Origin of the sequence: Acidiphilium sp. JA12-A1, from assembly GCF_000724705.2 — a bacterium.
Lineage (GTDB): Bacteria > Pseudomonadota > Alphaproteobacteria > Acetobacterales > Acetobacteraceae > Acidiphilium > Acidiphilium multivorum.
In genome coordinates this window covers 1-18,334 of record NZ_JFHO01000007.1, presented here as the reverse complement: position 1 = coordinate 18,334, position 18,334 = coordinate 1, and the positions used below count along the sequence as shown (strand labels likewise).

Sequence of the window (18,334 nt, the reverse complement as noted above, 5' to 3'; positions counted from 1 at the left end):
CGATGCGCGCGGCACGGACAGGCAAGGAAAGCACGGGCTTCTTCCGGATCGGGGAGGCCAGCGAGGTGGGCGGTCTGGTGCTCGGCGGCGACTATTGCGCAGAGCACGAGTCCGGGATCGAGGAGCTCCGCCGGGAGTTCGGGATCTCCAGCAAGGCTCCGCCCGGCATAGAGCGGTACCGGATATCCGGACTGTCGAGCCGGTCGGCACTGGTGTTTTGCGACCGCCCGGACCTCGACCAGTCGATCCTCTGTTGCTCGCATCCGTCCAATGTCGCCCAGCTGGTCGGCAAGCCCGGCATCACCGGTGGCCTCGCGACGCGGCACGAGGGATTCGACCTCGTGGTCGCCGACCGTGTGGTCGCCTTCCTTCCGACCTGGCGGGACAAGGACGACAGGGTGCGGGTCCTGCCTGTCCATTCGAAGGCCGCCGACCGGGAAGCCTGGAAGGCGTACAACGCGGGGATCATCGGGGCCTGGAGCGAGCGGTCGTTCATGGTCCGGGCACTCGGTGAAGAGGCCCGCCGGGATCTCGAGGCGGTCTACAACGCGTTCCTGGGCTGTGACATCGCGCTCAGCACAACGCGCGCCCTCACGCCTTTCGGCCGCGGTGGCCTGGCGATCGTGATTGCCTCACGGATCCAGCCGGCCGACCTCGACCGTCTGCGCGAGCAGGACGAAGATCGGGACCTCCTCGATGCGACGTTCAAGGCCACCGGCCTCCCTGCCCGCTTTGCCGAGCGCCGCGGCACCGATCCGTTGTTCGGCCCGAACGCCAAGCCTGCCTATTTCGGGATCGGGCCGGCCTGGACCCGGGAATTCATCGAGCGCCGGAAGGCCGACCCAGCGGCCCGGCCGACCGAAGACGACCTGACCGTCTGGCTCAACCCGATGGAGCAGCGCCACCACAACTTCGGCTGGTTCTCGGTCGATTCCCTCCGGCGCTGGTTCGACGGCGAAGGCCCGGTCGTCAAGGCGTGGGTCGAGCAACAGGCCGTGGGAAATCTCGACCAGTCCGAGGCTGACGGAATGAGCCTTGGGCCTTGAAGCCAGCGTTCAATGCCTTTTCCTCACGAATTAGGACGTGCCCCTGGCTTCAGGGCCCACGGGGCAGCTCGAACGAGGGACAGTTTTAAGGCTTTAATCTTTTATTCTTAAGGGTTTAGGCCCCGGATTGCTTCAGAATTATCTCGTAAAATCAAATAGTTACACGCAAGGCCCGTTCCCGGAATGTCGCGTGCATGTTCCCAATGTGTCGATAGGGACGTTCCGAAAGTGACGAACAGCTGTTCCTGAGGTGTCGATACGCCGAATGAGCGGGATGCTGGAGTCTTAGGACGCTCGAGTTTCGAGGCGACCACTGCATTCCGATCCGCCCCCTTGAATGTAATCGGGGTCCCGAGTCGCGAATCGGCTTCAAATTCTGCTCGTTGGATGGGCCCCGGGCTGAGAACATCAAAACTGAATCGCTGATCACCGATTCAGCCATCGTCACATCAGGAACGCTTGCTCCTGGCGAAGATGCGGCCCCTTATTGGGCCCCTACTCCACGCGGAAAGGTCGCTGTTCTCAGACTTCAACCTCGCTCAAGGCGTGCGCCTGTTCCACGAACAGCCTGAATGCTGCGTCATGGCCATGCAGAGCTACCGTGCTAGGTGGCGACACCAAGTAGCGGCGATACAGATCGTCAATTTTGAGCCAGGGGTAGCGGATACGCATTTCGGTCAAGGTTTCGGTTGGGACGTCGGGAGCAGGGCATGGTGCCTGCGCGTTCAGCATTTCAGGCTTACCCTCGCCCTCTAGCGCACTTCGTCTGGTAAAGCGGACGAACGGCTCACGCCGGGTCCATTCGACGTCGAGCACGTACCCAGGCAGGGCGTTCTGCCGGGCAATAGCCAGCACTTCATATTTGAAGCGGCGGTAGGGCCCTTCCGCACCAGATTTCTCAAATAGGGTTGGCATGGAGATCGCGAAGCCGCCCGGCCCTGCCCCTCCCGCGTGTTTTCGGCCCACCCGGTACAGCCACCGCTCGCGCCCACCGTTGATGTCGAAATAGTCGGTATCGATTGACAGGAGACCGCCGTTCATCATCACGCCGTCATAAAACCATTTGGACAGTGTGATTTGGATGCCCCTGCTTCTACCGGTGACCAAGTCGGTCTCGGTCTTCCAGCTGTCGAGCCACGAAAAGGTTGTCTCGTGACGCGACCCTGACCTTATGCTCGTCTTGACGGTCGTCGATTGCAGGCGGTCCAGCGCACCCGCCAGAAGTTCGTACCCTCTCCCGCTCGTGACCCGGTTGATTGCCTTCAGCATGTCATATGGACTGAAAGACAAGGTTTGCGGGATGTTGTTAGCCCTGCGCTTCTTTAGGCTGTTTAATACCGATGCGCAGTAGATCAGGATGTCCGCATCCCAGATCGTCGCCATCCCGTATTCAGGGTTTGCCGTAACAAAGACCGTAACTTTGCCATCGGGGCTAGTATAGTCGATGGGTTTCGTCCGCCGCTTCTTGGCGAGGCTAAAGAATGGACGCTCCATCATCTCGCGCTGGTCGCAGAATGGCGTGTCGAACGACGGAATGTAGAACTCCATCCCGCTTCCTCTCGATCTACCTGTCATGAGCTGGCTGACGGTCAACCCACCTGCCCTCCCCCTCAGCGTTTAAGCGCCGTCTTGATCAAGCGTGCAACCGCATCGCCGATATCAGCGTCATTGAGATCGGCCGGGTTGTGCACTCGGATCGTTATGGCACCGCGTGTCTTGGAGACGAGGGATGTGACAGTCCGGCCGCCTTTCTTGATCTGAAGCGGCTCATTCCTCAGCTTCGGGGTTGGTGTGGCAAGAAGCCGCGTTGCCACCTTCTTGCCGTCGAGGAGCACATCCCCTCTGTTGCGCAGCTCATTCTGTTCGGCGCGAATTTCAGCCGCTGTTCTAAGGATCTCCTCTCGCCTCTTGGTACCAAGAGCGCTTGCGATCTCATAGCCAACGTTCAGCGCAATAGAATCGAAGTTTGGAAAAGCTTCGATGATTTCGGTTGGCAGATCGGCAACCGACAACATCTTGGATAACCATCCCTGTGTGATCCTTAGCCGTTCGGCCATCCGCTTCTGACGGCCGCCATAATAGCTGGTCAAAGCCAGCTTGTAGTTCCATGCACGCTCAAGATCCGACACGTCTTTTCGTGCACGGTTCTCCAGGTCGGCAAGTCTGAAGGCAGCCTCGTCGTCAAGAGTCTCTAGACGCACAAGGAACGTCATGTCCGGATAGCTGTTCTTCCGAAGCCATGAGATGGTCCAGTGCCGTCGCGTTCCAACGATGACTTCGTATTCGTGGTCTGGATCGTCCTGGACCCGTCTGACGACCGCCGGAATCTTCTGACCGCCATCAGCAATGATCGACTCAATCAGGTCGGAACATGCGGCCTCATTGAGCATCTCGTAGCGGCGGGCGTTACCTTCCCAGATTCGGCAGCGGCCCGGATCCAGTCGCATCTCCGTCACTTGTCGCAACTCGCCGGAAGCAAGTCGTTCGATCGTGTTCGTGCGAGAGAGAATAGCATTTGTCCGGCGTGGACGCTCCGGCACGGGCTCGGCCGTATCTTCCTCGTCTGCACCTCCGAGGATGCCCCTGAGGTACTCGCCCTGCTTAGCCGACATGGGCTATCGCCTCCTCGATTGACGCCGGTCTTGCCCAGGAATGCCTGATCAGGGCCTCCACCTGGCTTAGGCTTTCATCGAGGTTTTGCTTCGCTCGCTTGTGAGTCTTTGGCGCGCCGATGGGCGCTTCTAGTTCAAAGACGGACATCATCCTCAGCGCCGCGTGGCTAATCTCCGCGGAATCAAAGATCGGCACCGGCAACAATGAAGGGCCGAACGTTTCCTCCATTACTCGGATCACCATGGACTGGGACGGGTCCGTATTGTCGTAGCGTGAGCAGATAAGCCTGATGAAGTCGTAGGCGGGCTTTATCCCAGCCATAGCCATAGCCTCGATGATCTGGTCCATCATCGACAGGAACTGCACGGTCGAGCAGAAGTCCGGTGTCGTCGCTGCGAGCGGGACCAGGAGTGAGGTGGCGGCCTGCATGACCGAAAGGCTGACCATCCCGAGTGCGGGGGGTGGATCGAGCAATATGATGTCATAGTGGTCGTGAGCGGTCTTCTGGAGGCCATCGCGCAGCTTGCGAAAACGATCCCTCAGGATCCCCTGCCCTGTCGCGTTGGTCGCTGCCAGCTCATATTCGACGTCAAAGAGTTCAAGACAAGACGGGATGAGGTCGACATTTGGCCAGGGTGTCTTTTGGACAGCGTAGTTGAGGTCATCCTCTGTCGATGCCACCGAGAGGTAGGGATAGAGGGTCTGGTCTCGGGTGACGTCGAAATGAGGGTTGCAGCCAAAAAGTGTCGTCGTGGTTGCCTGACTGTCGCAGTCGACCACGAGTATCCTGTATCCTTGGATCGCAAGATAATGGGCAAGATGTACAGTAACAGTTGACTTGCCTACGCCACCTTTAAAGTTTTGAACTGCGATAATTGCGGGGGCTTCGGACGAATGCCGATGTTTTGAGGCGTTTAGGACGGTTCTCATATTGAGTAGCGCCTCGATTGTGTACCCCGCACGCCGGGACCCATCTTCGGGGCGCGGCAGCCTGCCGTCCTCTTCTGCCATGCGGATGCGGTTGGTGGAGCACCCAAGCAGGCGAGCGACTTCGGCAATTCCGAGGCGTACATTGAGAGCCTTACGCCTGTCAGGCAGAAATGCCTTCTTGCGCAGTCGCTCGACCATTTTTTCACCGGCGGCTGCCAGATGATGTATCTGCGTTACCTGTGAGTTCACCGAGTCGTCGGTTGCTTCCATGATGCTCATCCCGATGCGGCCATGGCTGTTTTGAATGAAAACCGAGCTTTGTGTTCCACAAAAGCTTCAAAGACGTCAAGAAGTTTTTGTAAGCCGTTGATTTTGTTGCTCGGCGGCTGGCAGCGTTTCTGATCTGTGGCCCCCCTCCCCTTCAACCCTTTCCAACGGCTTCGCTGTCGTTTCGAGCTGTTGCCGATACCAACTCGCGGACTGGGCTGGAATTTCCTTGGAGCGGCTGCTTTCCGCGTATGCTGGCCACGCCGTGTTGCCCGCCCTGTCCAAGCGTTTGTATCGGATCAGTCGCCAAAGCTACCCGAGAAAACGCCATCCGGAACAGCCGGCGCCGTCGCCGTTGGGAAGGCTGTGACACGGCATCGACGTCTCCTCTGATAAGAAGTTTCCTGGAGGAAACTTTCGCTCGATCTCCCCTTCTTGGTGTTGTGCAGGTATCTACTCGCGCATCGTCCGGGTGCCGTCGAGGCGGACGCTTCGTGGAGGCATCTCTTGATTGATTGGCCGCCAGGGGGGGCGGTCGTTATCGATGGATCTCGACGCTTCTCCAATAGAAAGTTTCCTAGAGGAAATTTCTATCCAATCTTGCCCATGGACGGCGCTTTAGAGACGTTCCAAGGCGCCCTCCAAAATGGCCCAGAGGGAGATCCGCCCGGAAGAAGCTCTTCGTTGGTTTGGCCCATGGGCTGTTTGTCGTAGGCATTCTTGACTGCTCTCAATGCCTTTCTGATGAAAATTCTCCTTACGGAGACTTTTGTCCGACCGTGCCCGCCGGACGACTTCTTGGTGCCACATTCAGCTGTCTCCGCAGTGTCCCTGCGCGGAAGTTTCCTGGAGGAAACTTTTGTCTGATCCGAACTTCTGGTCGGTGTTACGCCGTCGCGTTCGGGCACCATCGAGACACCAACTGATCGAAAGTTTCCTCAAGGAAACTTTCATCCGGTCTCGCTCGTCGGACAGTGTCTTGGTCCCATGTTCGGATGTCGCCTCGTGCGCTCGGAGTGGAAGTTTCCTGAAGGAAACTTTTTGCTGAAATTGCAGGCCGAGTGGGGATTTCTTTGCGAATAAGTGAATAAAATCAACGTCATAATATGTTGCGATATCGAAGTGGAATGGGGCAAAACGCGGGCTTGCGTATAGTATTCTCGCGCATCGTGCGCGGCAGGTTTAGCTGGGCATAAATGGCGCATCGATCTCCATATCGGGCCCAACCACGGCCTGCACCGTCTGCCGGGCCTGCTCGATCACCATCGCGACAGCCTGCTGTTCGCCATGCTCGATCGAGACGCGCGTGAACGGAATGCTGAACCGGTTCAGGATCCCGATGATGCGTTCGTCGATCTGTTCGGCCTGGTCGCGCTCGTGGACGCGGCCATAGGCGCTGTATCGCTCCGAGCGGTCGACGAAGAGGTTCAGTGAGGGATACGCGAAATGCGCTTCCAGTGCCGCGGCCTCGATGCCGGGGCTGGTCTGGTAGGCGCAAGACAGCAGGCAGGGGCTGTCGGTCACCACGATCTGGGCGCCGCCGGAGAAGGCGCGCTGGATGCGCCAGTACTGGTTGCCGAGGACGTAGATCTGGCATTTCAGCGCGTCGCGCCGGTTTTCGAAGGCGAGGTCCTTGGCGAACTCGACGGCGAGCTCCGCCTCGTAGTGCTCGCGCTTCAGACGCCCGAACAGGATCGCCGCCAAGCTCGACTTGCCGGCGCAGGGACCGCCGAACAGGTTGACGACGAGCTGCTGGTTACGGACGAGCGGGGAGGGGGATATTGAGTTCATGACGGCGCCACCGGTTGTTCCATCTCCAGCATACCGCCCGGACGTGAAAGGAACGGGCGGCCGGCCAAGAGGGTGGGTGAGGGGGCGTACCGAGATCATCGGTGCCGGGATCGGACGCCGGAGGCGTTGATCGTTCCGCCACCCGGTGGATCAGCTCATCTGTGGCGCATGGTCCGCGACGGAGATGGCGTCATGTGCATGGTGCGTCGCTTCCCTGCTCTTTGTCGTTGAGATGCTCAACAACACCGCACGTACCTGCCGGGCGTCGACTTCGGCGAACAGGGTCTTCCAGACGTCGGCGAGAGCGACGGGCCTGCCCTTCGCGGTCTGAAAGTTGCGACGCTCCCAGCCGCTACGCCAGCGAAGAATACCGTCGGTCAGATAGTCGCTGTTCGTCCGCAGATCGACCCGCGCGCCTACGGGCGTCTGGTGGAGTGCGGAAATCGCCTCGGTCAGGATTGCCCTCTGCGGGTCACCGGCGGGGAGAAGGTGGGTCGACACGAAGGTGGGTCGACACAGTGTCCTCCGGCGCGGCAGCTGCGGCGCGGACGGACACGTGGACCGAGAAGCAGGCGTGCCCCTGCGCAATCTCGAGTTCGGCGATGAGGCGCGGCGGCTTGTTTTGGGCCAAGGCGGATTCTCCTGTCGGACGATCGTCGGGGATCGGTCCGGTCAGAATAGCCGCCGGGTGTGTAAGGAGCGTGTTGGATCTGTGACTTCGTGGCGGAGATGTTGAACAAATGCGCAAATGCGCTAAACTATTGCGCAAAGGAGTATCGTCATGGTTACCACGACTGTGAGCAAAGCCGCGACCAGAACACCTTCAGGTGCGAAGGCAAACAAGCCTTCGCACAAGGCCCCCAAGACATCTCGCGCGCTTAAGGTTCTCAAGACATCACGCGGATCCCCGGCGGCAAAAGGTGGGACCGATGTGTCCTACCTGGAATACTTTTATCAGGCGCCTATGCGCCAAATCGAGATGATCAGGAGGGGGATTCCCGCGCTCACCGTAAAGCGGATCGCAGGTGATCTCAGGATCGAGCAGGACATATTGCTCCGTGCGCTCAACCTGAGTGTAGCCACCCTGAATCGTAAGGTCGCCCAGGCGAAGAATCTGCCGGCCGATGAGAGCGAGCGCATTGCCGGTATTGCGCGACTGGTGGGGCAGGTCGAGGCGATGGTGAAGGAATCCGGTGATCCAGAGGGATTTAACGCCGCAGAATGGCTCTCGCGCTGGTTGCGCGAGCCATTGCCAGCGCTCGGTGGTCAGATGCCTATCAAATTGCTTGACACGATGGCGGGGCAAGCCCTCGTCTCACAGGCATTGTCCCGCATTCAGAGCGGGGCCTATGCGTGACCGCGACTTTCTGGAGGATCGGGACAGACACTCGGGATTATACGGCGGACGACAGGAGCGGAAAGGGGGCGGAGATCACGGGCGGACGCTGGAATGACGTTGGCACCCCAATGGTTTACGCAGCATCCTCGCGCGCGCTGGCTTGCCTCGAAACTGTGGTGCATCTGAACGGAAGCGGTTTGCCGCTGAACCGATATCTGGTCGAGATCATCATCCCGGATGATCTGGTCAGATCGGCAGAGACATATGATGAGGCATCGCTGCCTGTGGGGTGGGATGCAGAGCCTCCCGGGAAGGTGAGTATCGACTTGGGAACCACTTGGGTCCGGGACAAAAGATCGGCGGTATTATTCGTCCCATCCGTTATCGTTCCCGAGGAGCTGAACGTCCTCATCAACCCGACCCATCCAGGTGCCCGCAAAATACAGTTTCACAAGCGCCGGAAATGGCTGTACGACCCGCGCATACTTGCGCCGCGGCATTGAGCTAGGAGACGGATTTAGAGCACCCCATCCAATGGGTGCCCGTCGAAGAGGTCACCGAACTCCAGGTACTCCCCGAGCACGTCATAGCTCTTGTGGCGGCCGAGCCGCTTCAGGCGCGCCGGATGGACGCCGCGCTCCATCCCGGTGGTGAGTGCCCCGCGCTTGAGGCTGTGTCCGCCCAGGTCGCGCCGGCCGAACCCGGCCGCCATGGCCCGGCGCTGGATGATCAGGGCCACGCTTTGCGGGGTGAGGGCCCGCTCGCCGATGGCCGGCCCAGGCGGCGCGGTCCGCTCGCGCCCCTTGCGGCCGGATGGCGGAGACCAGATCCGACGGAACAACGGGCCCCGCTGCAGCCCCGCGGCGACCCGCCAGCGCTCAAGGGCATGCACCGGACAGAGTTCGGTATCGCCGTAGGGCAGGGCGACGGTGATCGCCTCGGTCTGGCTCCCTTTGGTCTGCGGCAGGGTCAGCCGGAGTCCCCGCTCTGACGGTGTCAGGTGCTCGATCCTGATGCCGGCGAGTTCCGAGCGCCGCAGCGCGCCGGCGAAGCCGACCAGGATCAGCGCGCGGTCGCGCAGGTCGATCAGCTCAGTATCGCCGATCGGCGCCAGCAGCCGGCGGATCACCGTCGCTGTCGCCGCCACCTTCTTGCGGCGGATCTCGCCACGGGAGGCGGCGTCACGCTGGATGCCCGCCATGGTCTCGGCGACGCAGGCATCATCGGTGGGCACCGGGCAGCCGGCGAGGCGATGCAGGTAGCGGATGGCGGCGCGCCGGAGCTTCAGCGTTTCGGTCGAGACGCCGTGGCCGCGCTCATCGGCGAGGAAGGCGGCGACATCCGCGCCGGAGGCGGGGAGGGGCGTCAGCCCGTGGCGGTCGCACCAGAGGCACCAGACGCGCACCGCCGCGCGGTAGGCCCGCCTGGTGTTGTCCGCCTTGGCCCGACGGGCATAGGCGCTGGCGGCGCTGCGGGCGCCGGCGAGCGTGCCATCGGCCACCGGGACCGGTTCGTCCTCGATCTCGCTGAACCAGCGCCGGACCGCGTGCCCGTCGCCGGCGAGCGGGGGCGGGGAGGGCACCAGGCTGCCGGCCGATGGCGTGTCGGGGCGGTCTTGCGGTGCGAATTCGGTGTCATCGGGCACGAGTGGCCTCTCCTGAACGCGAATCGGTCGGTTCTGCGCCCGGGATTCTATGAAATTTATGTAGTATCGACAACCGGCGTTATCAGGAAATCAATTAAAAAAGCTTGATAGGCCCCTGAAAAAGACGGTCATTTTGTGTTAAACCGCATATGAAGAAAAAATACGGATCAAGATATTGATTTTCCGTTCGAGTGTTTTCGCAGCGTTCCGCTCAGCCCGGGCCCGGCTCTTGATCCGTATCAGGGTCCGGCGCCGGCGCGGCGCGGTCGAGCCGGTTCGGGGTTTCGAGCGCTGGCCGCTCCTCGGGCCGGCCGGTCGAGAAGATCTGCACTCGGTGGCCGGCGAGCAGCGCCTGGCAGGTCGGGTCGGTGACGGAGAGGCCGCTCATGAACGGCACGCGGTCGACCGTGTCCGCGAATTCCTCCCGAAAGCACGCCATCAACCCGGTCTGGACAGCGAGTCCAGGATAGGGGCGGGGATCCTCGATCTTGCGGTAGCCGAGGCGGCGGTAGAACGGCATGTGATGATGCTTGACCGCGTTGAACACGACATTCGTGTCATGCGCGTGGACGAGATAGCGAACCGTCCGGAAGAGGGCCTGCAGCACCGCGATATCCCGCTCCGCATGGCTCGCCAGGGCCAGCTTGGTGGCCTCGATTGCGGTGGCCGGGCGCGCCGCGGTCCCGCGGACGGCGAGAAGCTCGCGGATCTCCGGCCCGAACATGTCGAGCGCTGGGATGTGGTGGAAGTCGGGGTTGTCGGAGCCCGGGTCGAGGAGGAGGGCGCGCACCGTGCCGGACGGAATACCGTCGCGAAATACCACGGCGGTCTGGGCGTTCGCGCGCGTGTCCTCCTCATCGCTGAACAACCCATCGGCGCGCTCGCCGATGTAGCCGCTCGCGCGATACGCCTCGTAGCGGATCTCGTAGGCCAGATCGGCGAGGTCACGGCTGGTCGCGAGCTGGACCTCGATCGCGTCGCGGCTGGGGGAGAAACTGGGCATTGGGGCCTCGGGGCGATGGGAGCGGTCCCCCGGAGGCTACGGACGAGATGTGTAAGTGACGTCCTTGCAGGTGGTGGTGCGTCTCATGGAACACCCTGAGATGTCCGCCCAGCAGCGGCTGATGATCGCCCTCGAGCGAGCGGCCGGCACCATGGCGCGGCTCGACCAGGCCCTCTCGATGCACCCGCTCCGCAGCGCCTTCCTCTACCGGTTTCGCCTCGATGCGGTGCGCCGCCAGGCGATGGTGGACGGGCAGCTGATCGAGCCGTGGCATCTCGCAGCCCTGCTCGAGGGGGTTCGGCTCCGCATGGATCCATGGCTGAGCCTCGCCGAGAGGGGGGACATCTTCGATGCGGCCCGCCACGCGCTCTCGATGCACCAGTGGATTGTCGAGCCTGATTTTGACCAGGAGGGCGAGATCCAGGTGGCGATGAAGGCGATCGAGCGGGATGTTGAGCGCGCATCCCCGCTGCTCGGCGCGGCGCACGCGGCCCATGCCTGGCTGGCCGGGGGCGGGAGACGAGCTCCATTGCGGGGCGCACTCATCCGCTTCTGGCAGCAGAGCGGACTGCTTCACCTTCCGGTGCCGATCACCGGACCGCAGGCCCTCGGCGGCGACCTTCCCTTCGATCGGGAGAGCTGGATCCCGCTTCTGCTCCATGCACTGGCGAACGAGGCCGCGGCCGCCCAGGACCTCCTCCGCGATCTCGATCGGGCCTGGCAGGTCGCGCGCGCTTCGATCGGCAAGCGGCGCAAGAACAGCCGGGCCGCCAAGGCGATCGATATCCTGGCGGCAACCCCGATCATCTCCGCGAAATCGCTCGCCGATCGGCTCGGCATGAACGTGGCGAACGCCCACGCCCTGCTCGGCGAGCTGCTCGAAGCGGGGCTGGTCGTCGAGCTGACCCACCGCAGCAAGCGCCGGCTCTTCGGCCTGTCGGGCATGGGCCGGATGCGCGACTACGTGGCGCCGCCGCGCCGGCCGCAGCCGGGGCGGGGAAGGGGGCGTCCCCGGATCGAGCGCGAAATGCCGGAGCCCGCGCCGCCCGCCGGGCTTCCGCCGGCGCCATCCGGTGGCGTCCTGCCCCGGCTCGCGTTCGACTTCAGCGATCTGGAAGAGGCCATGGCGGCAGCCGATGCCGCGATCCGCGAGACCAGGATCAGCCTCGATCGGATCCGTCAGGCAGGCAGGCCGGAGGCCGATCATCAACGACTAGGGGTCGGAGAAACCCGATGACGGCCAGCGCCGCCACCTCCGCGAGAGCGTAGACGACCGCCATCAACGCCAATCCACTCTGATCACCAGCCAGATGCCCGTCGACCGCCGGTACGGCATCAACGCTACCAGGTCTGGGACGCCGTGCGCGCCGGGCATCTCACGCTCATTCCGCACGAGTTCACGCCGCCGCCCCTGACGGTCAGTGTGACCAACAAGGGGCGGCGCATTGCGTCTGCCAATGTCGCTGTTTTCGACGTGCTCGAGAACGGATCCTAGCGGAGCACCTATGCGGCCAGCGCCGCCAGACCGTGGGCGCCCTTGCGGAAATCCACTGGACGCATCGCCACCAGCGGACGCACGCCCGGCGGGGTCGCGATAATGCCGCAGACGCCCTGATCGTCTACAGGACCTCGGTCAGTAGCGTGTCGTCCGTCTCGACCTTTAGATTATCGATAGTCATGTTTGTTCCTGATTTGATCGGCCTTCAGATTTGCTCTGACCTCGGCCATGCTTTCATCATATTGCGTGGCGAAGCCAAGCCGTTAGCCTGATGCGCCGGAATTACTGCAACGATCGCGTTTCGTGACCACAATTCCGCTACCCGGCAGCTTGTCAGCCTAGACAGCATCCTGAATGTCAAAGCGAGCCACCTTGCCATCTCGAAATCGGAGGACGTGTCCGACGATCTTGTCCTTAAGCCCGTGCGTCTGGCCCTGCAGCGGGTTGCCTTCGAGATCACGGACGGATTGCCGGACTTCTGCGATGAGCGCGCCATCCGCGGTTCGATGAAAGCTTAATGGCTCGACGTGCGGACTGATCATGCTCCACTGGCGCGACCAGTAATCGCGTACGGCCTCACAGCCATGGACATGGCCACCATCCATGCCATTGGCCCAGACAACATCATCGGTGAACGCGGCCAGCACGCCATCTATGTCCCGCGCGTTAAAGCGGTCGTAGATGTGTTCAAGGACTTTGACGTCATTGTCCATCGGGTTTCCCCTTTGCACGGTGTTGCGGCAGAATACATATGCACGTATATATATGGACTTTGGTGAGTGCAAGGGTGAGGTGCGATGGACCTGGATGTGCTTTCGACGCCTGGGCATCTGATCAGTCTCGCGGCGCGCGGGTTTGCGCGCCTCAGCGAAGCGCGGCTCAAGCCGCTTGGCTTCGGGGTTGGACATCTGCCGGTACTGGTCGCACTTCAGGATGGCCGCGCAAGCACGCAACGTGATCTCGCCCGCTTCGCCAAGATCGGGCAGCCGCCGATGGCGCAGATGCTCGCCCGCATGGAGCGGGACGGGTTGATTCAGCGCACGCCTGACCCGGTTGATGGACGCAGCAGCCGCATCACGCTGTCCAAGCTCGCCGAAGCGCGCCTACCGGACGCAGTTGCTGTCTTACTTCGAGGCAATCATGAGGTACTGCGTGACTTCACGGACGAGGAGACGGAGGTGCTCGTGGCCCTGCTGAAGCGTCTGATCGCGAACCTCGATCGGGTCGCGGGTGTCGACGCGTCGCCGACCACGGCAGTCTCTGAGGAGGGGGCCTGACGGGGCCGTTGGTGGACCTAAAAGGGCCCCCTTCTCGAGCAGTCCCGAACAGCGTCAGAAAAGGCTAATTTTTAATCCCAACCAAGCGCCCGAGCAGCCATGAGCCCGCTGGCCCCGGCGGCCGGTCTTGACGATGCACCATGACAGTCACGAACGTTGGCCGGTGTATGTGCTTCGGCCAGCGCGCGATCTCCAGCTCCACGAGGCGACCCGCGTCGAGGTCGCTGGAGACCATGTGCACCGGCATATTGCCCCAGCCCATTCCGGCCAGGAGCATCGCATGCTTCGCGCCCAAATCCGCAATGCGCCAGGTCCGCGTGCTGACGACGCCGTAATCTCTTCCATTCGTCAGTTCCGATCGGTCCGTCAACACCAGTTGGAGATGATCGCGCAGCTCCTCGTCGTGTAGCGTCACCCCATTTTGCTTTTGCAGAAGCGCCAAAGGATGCGTGGGCGCAGCAACGGGGACGAGTTCGATCGCCTCCATGGCCACGGCTGCCAGCTCGTTCGGCACGTTGGCGAAGTCGATGACGATGCCGAGGTCGGCGTGACCCTCCAGGACGGCTTTCACCGTCGCGCCTATAGACTCGACATAGAGTCGGGTCTGCACTGTCGGAAATTGCCGCTCTAGCGCGGAGAGGGCGGCAAACAGCGACGGCATCGGGAATATCGCGTCGACGACGAGGGTCAGCTCCGGTTCTATGCCCTCGCGTAGCGCTCGCGCCTGTCGCTCGAAGCCTGCGCTGGTCTCCACGACGCGACGCGCGCGCGGAAGGAGCGCACGGCCGGCGTCCGTCAGGTCCGGGCGATATCCGCTCCGGTCGAAGAGGGATGCGCCGACCGCCCCTTCGAGCTTCTGGATGGCGTATGTGATGGACGATTGCGAGCGGTTCAGCCGTCGAGCTGCGGCCGAAAAACTCCCCTCCTCCACCACGACAGCGAATACGCGCAGCTGGTCAAGATTGATTCCCAACTCCATCGGATTTCCCAATAGGCATCAACCACTCTGTACGGGTTTTTTAGCGAAAACACCGAGGCTATGTCTAGCAGCGAGGAACACAACTGCCGAATGGAGCACGTCATGAATATCCTGCACGTTGATACAAGCATTACCGGCCCAAGCTCAGTCAGCCGCACACTCTCGGCCGAAATCGTCGAAATCGAACGGCAGCGGCACCCCGACGCTGAGGTGACTGTTCGGGATCTCGCGGCCGAGCCGATCGACCATCTCTCTGGCATGCACCTTCTCGCTGCCCAGGGGACTATGCCCGAGGAGGAGGTGGTTCGTAATGACCTCGCTGCAGGCCAGGGTGCCCTGGAGGAGTTCCTCGCAGCGGACATCGTCGTGTTGGGCGCGCCGATGTACAACTTCACCATTCCGAGCCAGTTGAAGGCGTGGATCGATCGGCTCGCAGTGCCGGGCGCCACCTTCCGGTACACCGAAAACGGTCCTGAGGGTTTGGTCGGACACAAGAAGCTGATCGTCGCCTCCTCCCGCGGTGGCTTCTACGGACCCGGTACGCCCGCAGAGGCGCTCGACCATCAGGAAACGTACCTCCGTGCCATCTTCGGCTTTTTCGGCGTCACGGACGTGACCGTCGTGCGCGCAGAAGGCATTGCCTTGGGCGACGAGGCTCGAGCGAACGCCATCGACGCTGCTCGCAGCCACATCGCGAGCCTGGCGACCTTCGAGCGTCAGGGAGCGTGAGATCATGAAGGCGTGGTCGATCCGCAGCGGTGGCGGCATTGAATCACTTGCTCCCGCAGATCTTGAGGTACCTCGTCCCGAACCCGGAGAGGCGCTGCTGCGCATGTTGGCCGCCACCCTGAACTTTCACGACCTCGTCATCGCCAAGGCGCTGATGCCCGAGCTGATCCTCACGCCGCAACTCGTTCCGCTTTCGAGCGCGACCGCGGAGGTGCTGGCGGTCGGCGCCGGGGTGATGCGTGTGAAACCGGGCGACCGCGTAAGCCCGATCCTGGGCCAGGGCTGGTTCGATGGCCCGCCTCCGACGAACCCGGACAGGATGTTGGGCGGAAGCACGGACGGAGTCGCCCGGGAATATGCCGCGTTTGACGCCGAGAGCCTCGTGCATGTTCCCGACGAACTGAGCGATCTCGAGGCCGCGACCCTGCCGGTCGCTGGCCTGACCGCCTGGCATGCCCTGTTCGGCGAGCGCCCGGTGGAACGAGGCGACTGGGTGCTGGTGCAGGGAACGGGCGGCGTTGCAATCGCCGCGCTGCAATGGGCGAAGGCAGCCGGTGCCACCCCATAGTGCTTGCGGCACGCGGTTCAGTTCAATCCGGCTTCAATGAGGTCGCGTCGTGGCGCCTGTGCTTCCCTGCCGCGCGACCTCACAGAACCCTCCAGATTCCCATTGGCGTTGATTTCTGTTGGGGTGGACGGCCCAACGGCATCCAATGTGCCAATATAGGGTCGAACAACGAACCTAATGAAAGGGCCGCCCAATGGAATTTAAGCGGATTTCTATAGACACGTCCAAGCATGTTTTTACGATCCATGGGGTCGATGACCAGGAGCGCCCGTTACTGCGGCGCGAGATCAGGCGGGCTCAGGTTGAACCGTTCTTCGTCAAATTGGCTCCGACGGAGGTGGTTCTTGAAGCTTGCGCAGGCTCGCACCACTGGGGGCGGGTGTTGGGCGGTATGGGCCACCGGGTCAGGTTGATCCCACCGCAATATGTGAAGCCCTTCGTGAAGCGGAGTAAAGATGATCGCAACGACGCAGAAGCGATCAGTGAGGCAGCATCCCGCCCGACCATGCGCACGGTTCCGGTCAAATCGGTGGATGAGCAAGCGGCAGCGATCATCGTGAAGCACCGGGAACTCTTGGTGAATCAACGAACCCAGGCGATCAACGCGTTGCGGGGGCACGCGGCGGAATTTGGCATCGTTGCCGCCAAGGGCTGCGCGAACGTCTCAGCATTGCTTGTTCTCCTGTCTGCCGAGGAAGCGATTCCAGCAATTGCAAAGGCGATGTTTGAGCAAATGGGTCAGCATGTGACGGATCTCGATGCAAAGATCGACGCACTGGAGAGACAGCTGCTCGAACAGCACAAGGCCAACGCGGTCAGCAAGCTCCTCGCCGCGATTCCCGGCGTTGGGGCAATCACCGCGATCACCATGGCGCTCAATGTGAACCCCGCGAATTTTGAGACCGGGCGGCATTTTGCAGCGTGGCTCGGGCTGACTCCGCGAGAGCATTCCACCGGCGGCAAGCATCGTATGGGAAAGATAAGTAAGGCAGGCAATGAGAGGTTGCGGCAGTTGCTCGTGGTCGGGGCGATGGCGGTGATCCGCTTCGCTAAACCAGGCAGCAAATCAGCGACCGCTTGGCTGTTGCAATTGCTGGAGCGGAAGCCGCGCAAGGTCGCGGCGATCGCTCTGGCCAACAAGATGGCCCGGATCATCTGGGCCATGATGGCGCGTGGTGAAGCGTATCGGCGTCAGCCGGTAGCCGCCTGATCCGCGCGCCGGTGCCGAGGGTTTAGGGGCAAACAGGAGATGGTTATCGGTCGAACCGACGAGCAACAAAATCCGTCTGAATCTACGGCAGTTCCATGCCGCAATTTCTGTTTGGATGTTGCTCGCGGCACCCATCTGGGCCAGCGGTCAGACCACCGCGTCAAAGGCCGGACACATGACCGCATTCGAACCGATACCAAATTCTGCTTTAACGACTTGAACCCAACGGGCCGTCCACACATGATTCAGAGTCCGCGCTGGTGAAGGAGGCCGGCATGGATGGGCCAACCACTATCGATGGATCTTCGTCGGCGGCTTTTGGCGGCGATTGATGAGGGGATGAGTTGCCGGGCAGCGGCAGCCCGCTTTGGAGTGGCGCCGGCGACGGCAATCCGCTGGCGAGCGCAGCGTCGCGATACCGGCAGCTTCGCTCCGAAGCCTCAGGGTGGCGACACGCGCTCACGTCGGGTTGAGGAACGGCGGGCGGACATTCTCGCAATCTGGGAAACGCGTAAGGACATCTCGCTTGCAGAGCTGCGCCTGGCGCTGATCGAGGTCGGCTTGCACGTCTCGGTGGCCGGGCTTCACCGCTTCTTCATCCGCCGCGGCATGACGCGTAAAAAAAGACAGGCCATGCCATCGAGCAGGATCGCCCCGATATCCTGAAACAGCGCCAGGACTGGTTCGATAGCCAGTTCGATCTGGACCCGGATCGCCTCGTCTTTATCGACGAAACCTGGACCGCCACCAACATGACCCGCAGCCATGGCCGCTGCGCCAGGGGCGAACGTCTGCGGATGGGCTTCCCACACGGTCACCGCAAGACCACCACGTTGGTGGCGGGGCTGCGCATGACCGGGATGGTCGCGCCGATGGTGGCCCGAAGTAACGAAACGCCCTGCGCTGTAGCATAAGCGGACAAAGTGGGAACGTTGACTGGTTGGGATGGAGGTTTTCTGCGGGTTTGAGCGGAGAGCGCGGTTCTGAGGCCGGAACCGCGCGATGACGGAAAACACCTGTTTTCCGTCGGTGGTCCGAGACCTGCCGAAAAGTCCCAGATTTTGTGCCGAATCATGTACGGAAAACATAGTCGGAATGGCATGATATACGGAAACCGTCTCGAAGGGGATTTCCGTACATGCTGATCGGCTACATGCGCGTCTCGACCGACAATGACCGACAGGTGCTCGACCTGCAACGCGACGCCCTGCTCGGAGCCGGGGTCGATGAGCGGCATCTGTTCGAGGATCGTGCCGGGGGCAGCCGGCGCGACCGGCCGGGCCTCGCTGCGGCACTGGCCTATCTGAAATCCGGCGATTGCCTCGTGGTCTGGAAGCTGGACCGGCTCGGCCGGTCGCTGCCGCATCTTCTGGAGACGGTGAACAGCCTTAGGGCGCGTGGCGTCGGCTTCCGGTCGCTGACCGAGCAGATGGACACCA

The 18,334-nt window shown here is 62.0% G+C and carries 20 protein-coding genes; 10 read left to right on the top strand and 10 right to left on the bottom strand.

Annotated elements, in window-relative coordinates:
- Positions 1-2: 2 nt before the first annotated feature.
- Entirely contained in the window at positions 3-1,046 is a 1,044-nt protein-coding gene (locus tag RT91_RS02165) for a hypothetical protein (protein WP_035185496.1), read from the top strand.
- Between the two features lie 522 nt (positions 1,047-1,568).
- Here RT91_RS02165 and RT91_RS02160 read toward each other — a convergent pair.
- From RT91_RS02160 to RT91_RS02140, 5 genes are all read right to left on the bottom strand, one after another.
- Positions 1,569-2,594: a replication initiator protein A gene (locus RT91_RS02160; protein ID WP_205408944.1), complete on the bottom strand. Its 1,026-nt coding sequence runs from the start codon at positions 2,592-2,594 to the stop codon at positions 1,569-1,571.
- A 62-nt stretch (positions 2,595-2,656) separates the two neighbouring features.
- Positions 2,657-3,658 carry a ParB/RepB/Spo0J family partition protein gene (locus RT91_RS02155; protein ID WP_035185492.1) on the bottom strand — a complete coding sequence of 334 codons (1,002 nt, stop codon included), beginning with the start codon at positions 3,656-3,658 and terminating at the stop codon, positions 2,657-2,659.
- Positions 3,648-4,859 (bottom strand): AAA family ATPase, encoded by a 1,212-nt coding sequence (locus tag RT91_RS02150; protein ID WP_205408943.1) that lies wholly within the window; start codon positions 4,857-4,859, stop codon positions 3,648-3,650. The genes RT91_RS02155 and RT91_RS02150 overlap by 11 nt, the downstream gene beginning before the upstream one ends.
- Before the next feature lie 1,179 nt (positions 4,860-6,038).
- Complete coding sequence (locus RT91_RS02145) at positions 6,039-6,647, bottom strand: ATP-binding protein (RefSeq protein WP_035185490.1); 609 nt, start codon at positions 6,645-6,647, stop codon at positions 6,039-6,041.
- Positions 6,648-6,797: 150 nt separating this feature from the next.
- Positions 6,798-7,148, bottom strand: coding sequence for an RNase H family protein (locus RT91_RS02140; protein ID WP_051788133.1), 351 nt, complete (start codon positions 7,146-7,148; stop codon positions 6,798-6,800).
- Positions 7,149-7,428: 280 nt separating this feature from the next.
- Between RT91_RS02140 and RT91_RS02135 the strand changes: the two genes are divergently transcribed.
- Together RT91_RS02135 and RT91_RS20090 are read left to right on the top strand one after the other, a co-directional pair.
- Positions 7,429-8,004: an antitoxin Xre/MbcA/ParS toxin-binding domain-containing protein gene (locus tag RT91_RS02135; RefSeq protein ID WP_035185488.1), complete on the top strand. Its 576-nt coding sequence runs from the start codon at positions 7,429-7,431 to the stop codon at positions 8,002-8,004.
- On the top strand, positions 8,001-8,489 hold the full coding sequence (locus RT91_RS20090) for an RES family NAD+ phosphorylase (RefSeq protein WP_082468511.1): 489 nt from the start codon (positions 8,001-8,003) through the stop codon (positions 8,487-8,489). The genes RT91_RS02135 and RT91_RS20090 overlap by 4 nt, the downstream gene beginning before the upstream one ends.
- Positions 8,490-8,503: 14 nt before the next feature.
- Here RT91_RS20090 and RT91_RS02130 read toward each other — a convergent pair whose 3' ends face one another.
- Both RT91_RS02130 and RT91_RS02125 read right to left on the bottom strand, forming a co-directional pair.
- Positions 8,504-9,631: a site-specific integrase gene (locus RT91_RS02130; RefSeq protein ID WP_035185487.1), complete on the bottom strand. Its 1,128-nt coding sequence runs from the start codon at positions 9,629-9,631 to the stop codon at positions 8,504-8,506.
- Between the two features lie 211 nt (positions 9,632-9,842).
- Positions 9,843-10,634 carry an N-acyl amino acid synthase FeeM domain-containing protein gene (locus tag RT91_RS02125; protein WP_051788131.1) on the bottom strand — a complete coding sequence of 264 codons (792 nt, stop codon included), beginning with the start codon at positions 10,632-10,634 and terminating at the stop codon, positions 9,843-9,845.
- An 85-nt stretch (positions 10,635-10,719) separates the two neighbouring features.
- Here RT91_RS02125 and RT91_RS02120 point away from each other — a divergent pair, with 85 nt between their 5' ends.
- Positions 10,720-11,871: a hypothetical protein gene (locus RT91_RS02120; RefSeq protein ID WP_051788142.1), complete on the top strand. Its 1,152-nt coding sequence runs from the start codon at positions 10,720-10,722 to the stop codon at positions 11,869-11,871.
- Between the two features lie 599 nt (positions 11,872-12,470).
- Here RT91_RS02120 and RT91_RS02110 read toward each other — a convergent pair.
- The gene (locus RT91_RS02110; protein ID WP_035185485.1) at positions 12,471-12,845 is read right to left on the bottom strand and encodes a nuclear transport factor 2 family protein; all 375 of its coding nucleotides are present in this window, start codon (positions 12,843-12,845) and stop codon (positions 12,471-12,473) included.
- A gap of 84 nt (positions 12,846-12,929) precedes the next feature.
- Here RT91_RS02110 and RT91_RS02105 point away from each other — a divergent pair, with 84 nt between their 5' ends.
- Positions 12,930-13,409 carry a MarR family winged helix-turn-helix transcriptional regulator gene (locus RT91_RS02105; protein ID WP_035185484.1) on the top strand — a complete coding sequence of 160 codons (480 nt, stop codon included), beginning with the start codon at positions 12,930-12,932 and terminating at the stop codon, positions 13,407-13,409.
- A gap of 64 nt (positions 13,410-13,473) precedes the next feature.
- Here RT91_RS02105 and RT91_RS02100 read toward each other — a convergent pair whose 3' ends face one another.
- Positions 13,474-14,388 (bottom strand): LysR family transcriptional regulator, encoded by a 915-nt coding sequence (locus RT91_RS02100; protein ID WP_035185482.1) that lies wholly within the window; start codon positions 14,386-14,388, stop codon positions 13,474-13,476.
- 102 nt (positions 14,389-14,490) lie between these two features.
- Here RT91_RS02100 and RT91_RS02095 point away from each other — a divergent pair, with 102 nt between their 5' ends.
- The 4 genes from RT91_RS02095 (at position 14,491) to RT91_RS22975 (ending at position 17,561) form a co-directional block, all read left to right on the top strand.
- Positions 14,491-15,117 carry an FMN-dependent NADH-azoreductase gene (locus RT91_RS02095; RefSeq protein WP_035185510.1) on the top strand — a complete coding sequence of 209 codons (627 nt, stop codon included), beginning with the start codon at positions 14,491-14,493 and terminating at the stop codon, positions 15,115-15,117.
- Positions 15,118-15,121: 4 nt separating this feature from the next.
- Positions 15,122-15,685 carry an NAD(P)-dependent alcohol dehydrogenase gene (locus tag RT91_RS02090; protein ID WP_152982771.1) on the top strand — a complete coding sequence of 188 codons (564 nt, stop codon included), beginning with the start codon at positions 15,122-15,124 and terminating at the stop codon, positions 15,683-15,685.
- 193 nt (positions 15,686-15,878) lie between these two features.
- Entirely contained in the window at positions 15,879-16,895 is a 1,017-nt protein-coding gene (locus tag RT91_RS02085; protein ID WP_035185481.1) for an IS110 family transposase, read from the top strand.
- A 279-nt stretch (positions 16,896-17,174) separates the two neighbouring features.
- On the top strand, positions 17,175-17,561 hold the full coding sequence (locus tag RT91_RS22975; protein WP_055725995.1) for a helix-turn-helix domain-containing protein: 387 nt from the start codon (positions 17,175-17,177) through the stop codon (positions 17,559-17,561).
- On the opposite strand, the gene RT91_RS22265 is transcribed toward RT91_RS22975, so the two are convergent.
- Entirely contained in the window at positions 17,480-17,713 is a 234-nt protein-coding gene (locus RT91_RS22265; RefSeq protein WP_205408945.1) for a hypothetical protein, read from the bottom strand. The two genes, RT91_RS22975 and RT91_RS22265, sit on opposite strands and share 82 nt — an antisense overlap.
- Positions 17,714-18,033: 320 nt before the next feature.
- Here RT91_RS22265 and RT91_RS02075 point away from each other — a divergent pair.
- Positions 18,034-18,334: recombinase family protein (locus RT91_RS02075; protein ID WP_035185478.1), on the top strand; the 301-nt coding region annotated here is incomplete at its 3' end.

Coding starts and splice junctions, on each gene's coding strand:
- RT91_RS02165 (WP_035185496.1), top strand. CDS start 3: ATGCGCGCGGCACGGACAGGCAAGGAAAGCACGGGCTTCTTCCGGATC.
- RT91_RS02160 (WP_205408944.1), bottom strand. CDS start 2,594: ATGGAGTTCTACATTCCGTCGTTCGACACGCCATTCTGCGACCAGCGC.
- RT91_RS02155 (WP_035185492.1), bottom strand. CDS start 3,658: ATGTCGGCTAAGCAGGGCGAGTACCTCAGGGGCATCCTCGGAGGTGCA.
- RT91_RS02150 (WP_205408943.1), bottom strand. CDS start 4,859: ATGGAAGCAACCGACGACTCGGTGAACTCACAGGTAACGCAGATACAT.
- RT91_RS02145 (WP_035185490.1), bottom strand. CDS start 6,647: ATGAACTCAATATCCCCCTCCCCGCTCGTCCGTAACCAGCAGCTCGTC.
- RT91_RS02135 (WP_035185488.1), top strand. CDS start 7,429: ATGGTTACCACGACTGTGAGCAAAGCCGCGACCAGAACACCTTCAGGT.
- RT91_RS02125 (WP_051788131.1), bottom strand. CDS start 10,634: ATGCCCAGTTTCTCCCCCAGCCGCGACGCGATCGAGGTCCAGCTCGCG.
- RT91_RS02120 (WP_051788142.1), top strand. CDS start 10,720: ATGGAACACCCTGAGATGTCCGCCCAGCAGCGGCTGATGATCGCCCTC.
- RT91_RS02110 (WP_035185485.1), bottom strand. CDS start 12,845: ATGGACAATGACGTCAAAGTCCTTGAACACATCTACGACCGCTTTAAC.
- RT91_RS02105 (WP_035185484.1), top strand. CDS start 12,930: ATGGACCTGGATGTGCTTTCGACGCCTGGGCATCTGATCAGTCTCGCG.
- RT91_RS02100 (WP_035185482.1), bottom strand. CDS start 14,388: ATGGAGTTGGGAATCAATCTTGACCAGCTGCGCGTATTCGCTGTCGTG.
- RT91_RS02095 (WP_035185510.1), top strand. CDS start 14,491: ATGAATATCCTGCACGTTGATACAAGCATTACCGGCCCAAGCTCAGTC.
- RT91_RS02090 (WP_152982771.1), top strand. CDS start 15,122: ATGAAGGCGTGGTCGATCCGCAGCGGTGGCGGCATTGAATCACTTGCT.
- RT91_RS02085 (WP_035185481.1), top strand. CDS start 15,879: ATGGAATTTAAGCGGATTTCTATAGACACGTCCAAGCATGTTTTTACG.
- RT91_RS22975 (WP_055725995.1), top strand. CDS start 17,175: ATGGGCCAACCACTATCGATGGATCTTCGTCGGCGGCTTTTGGCGGCG.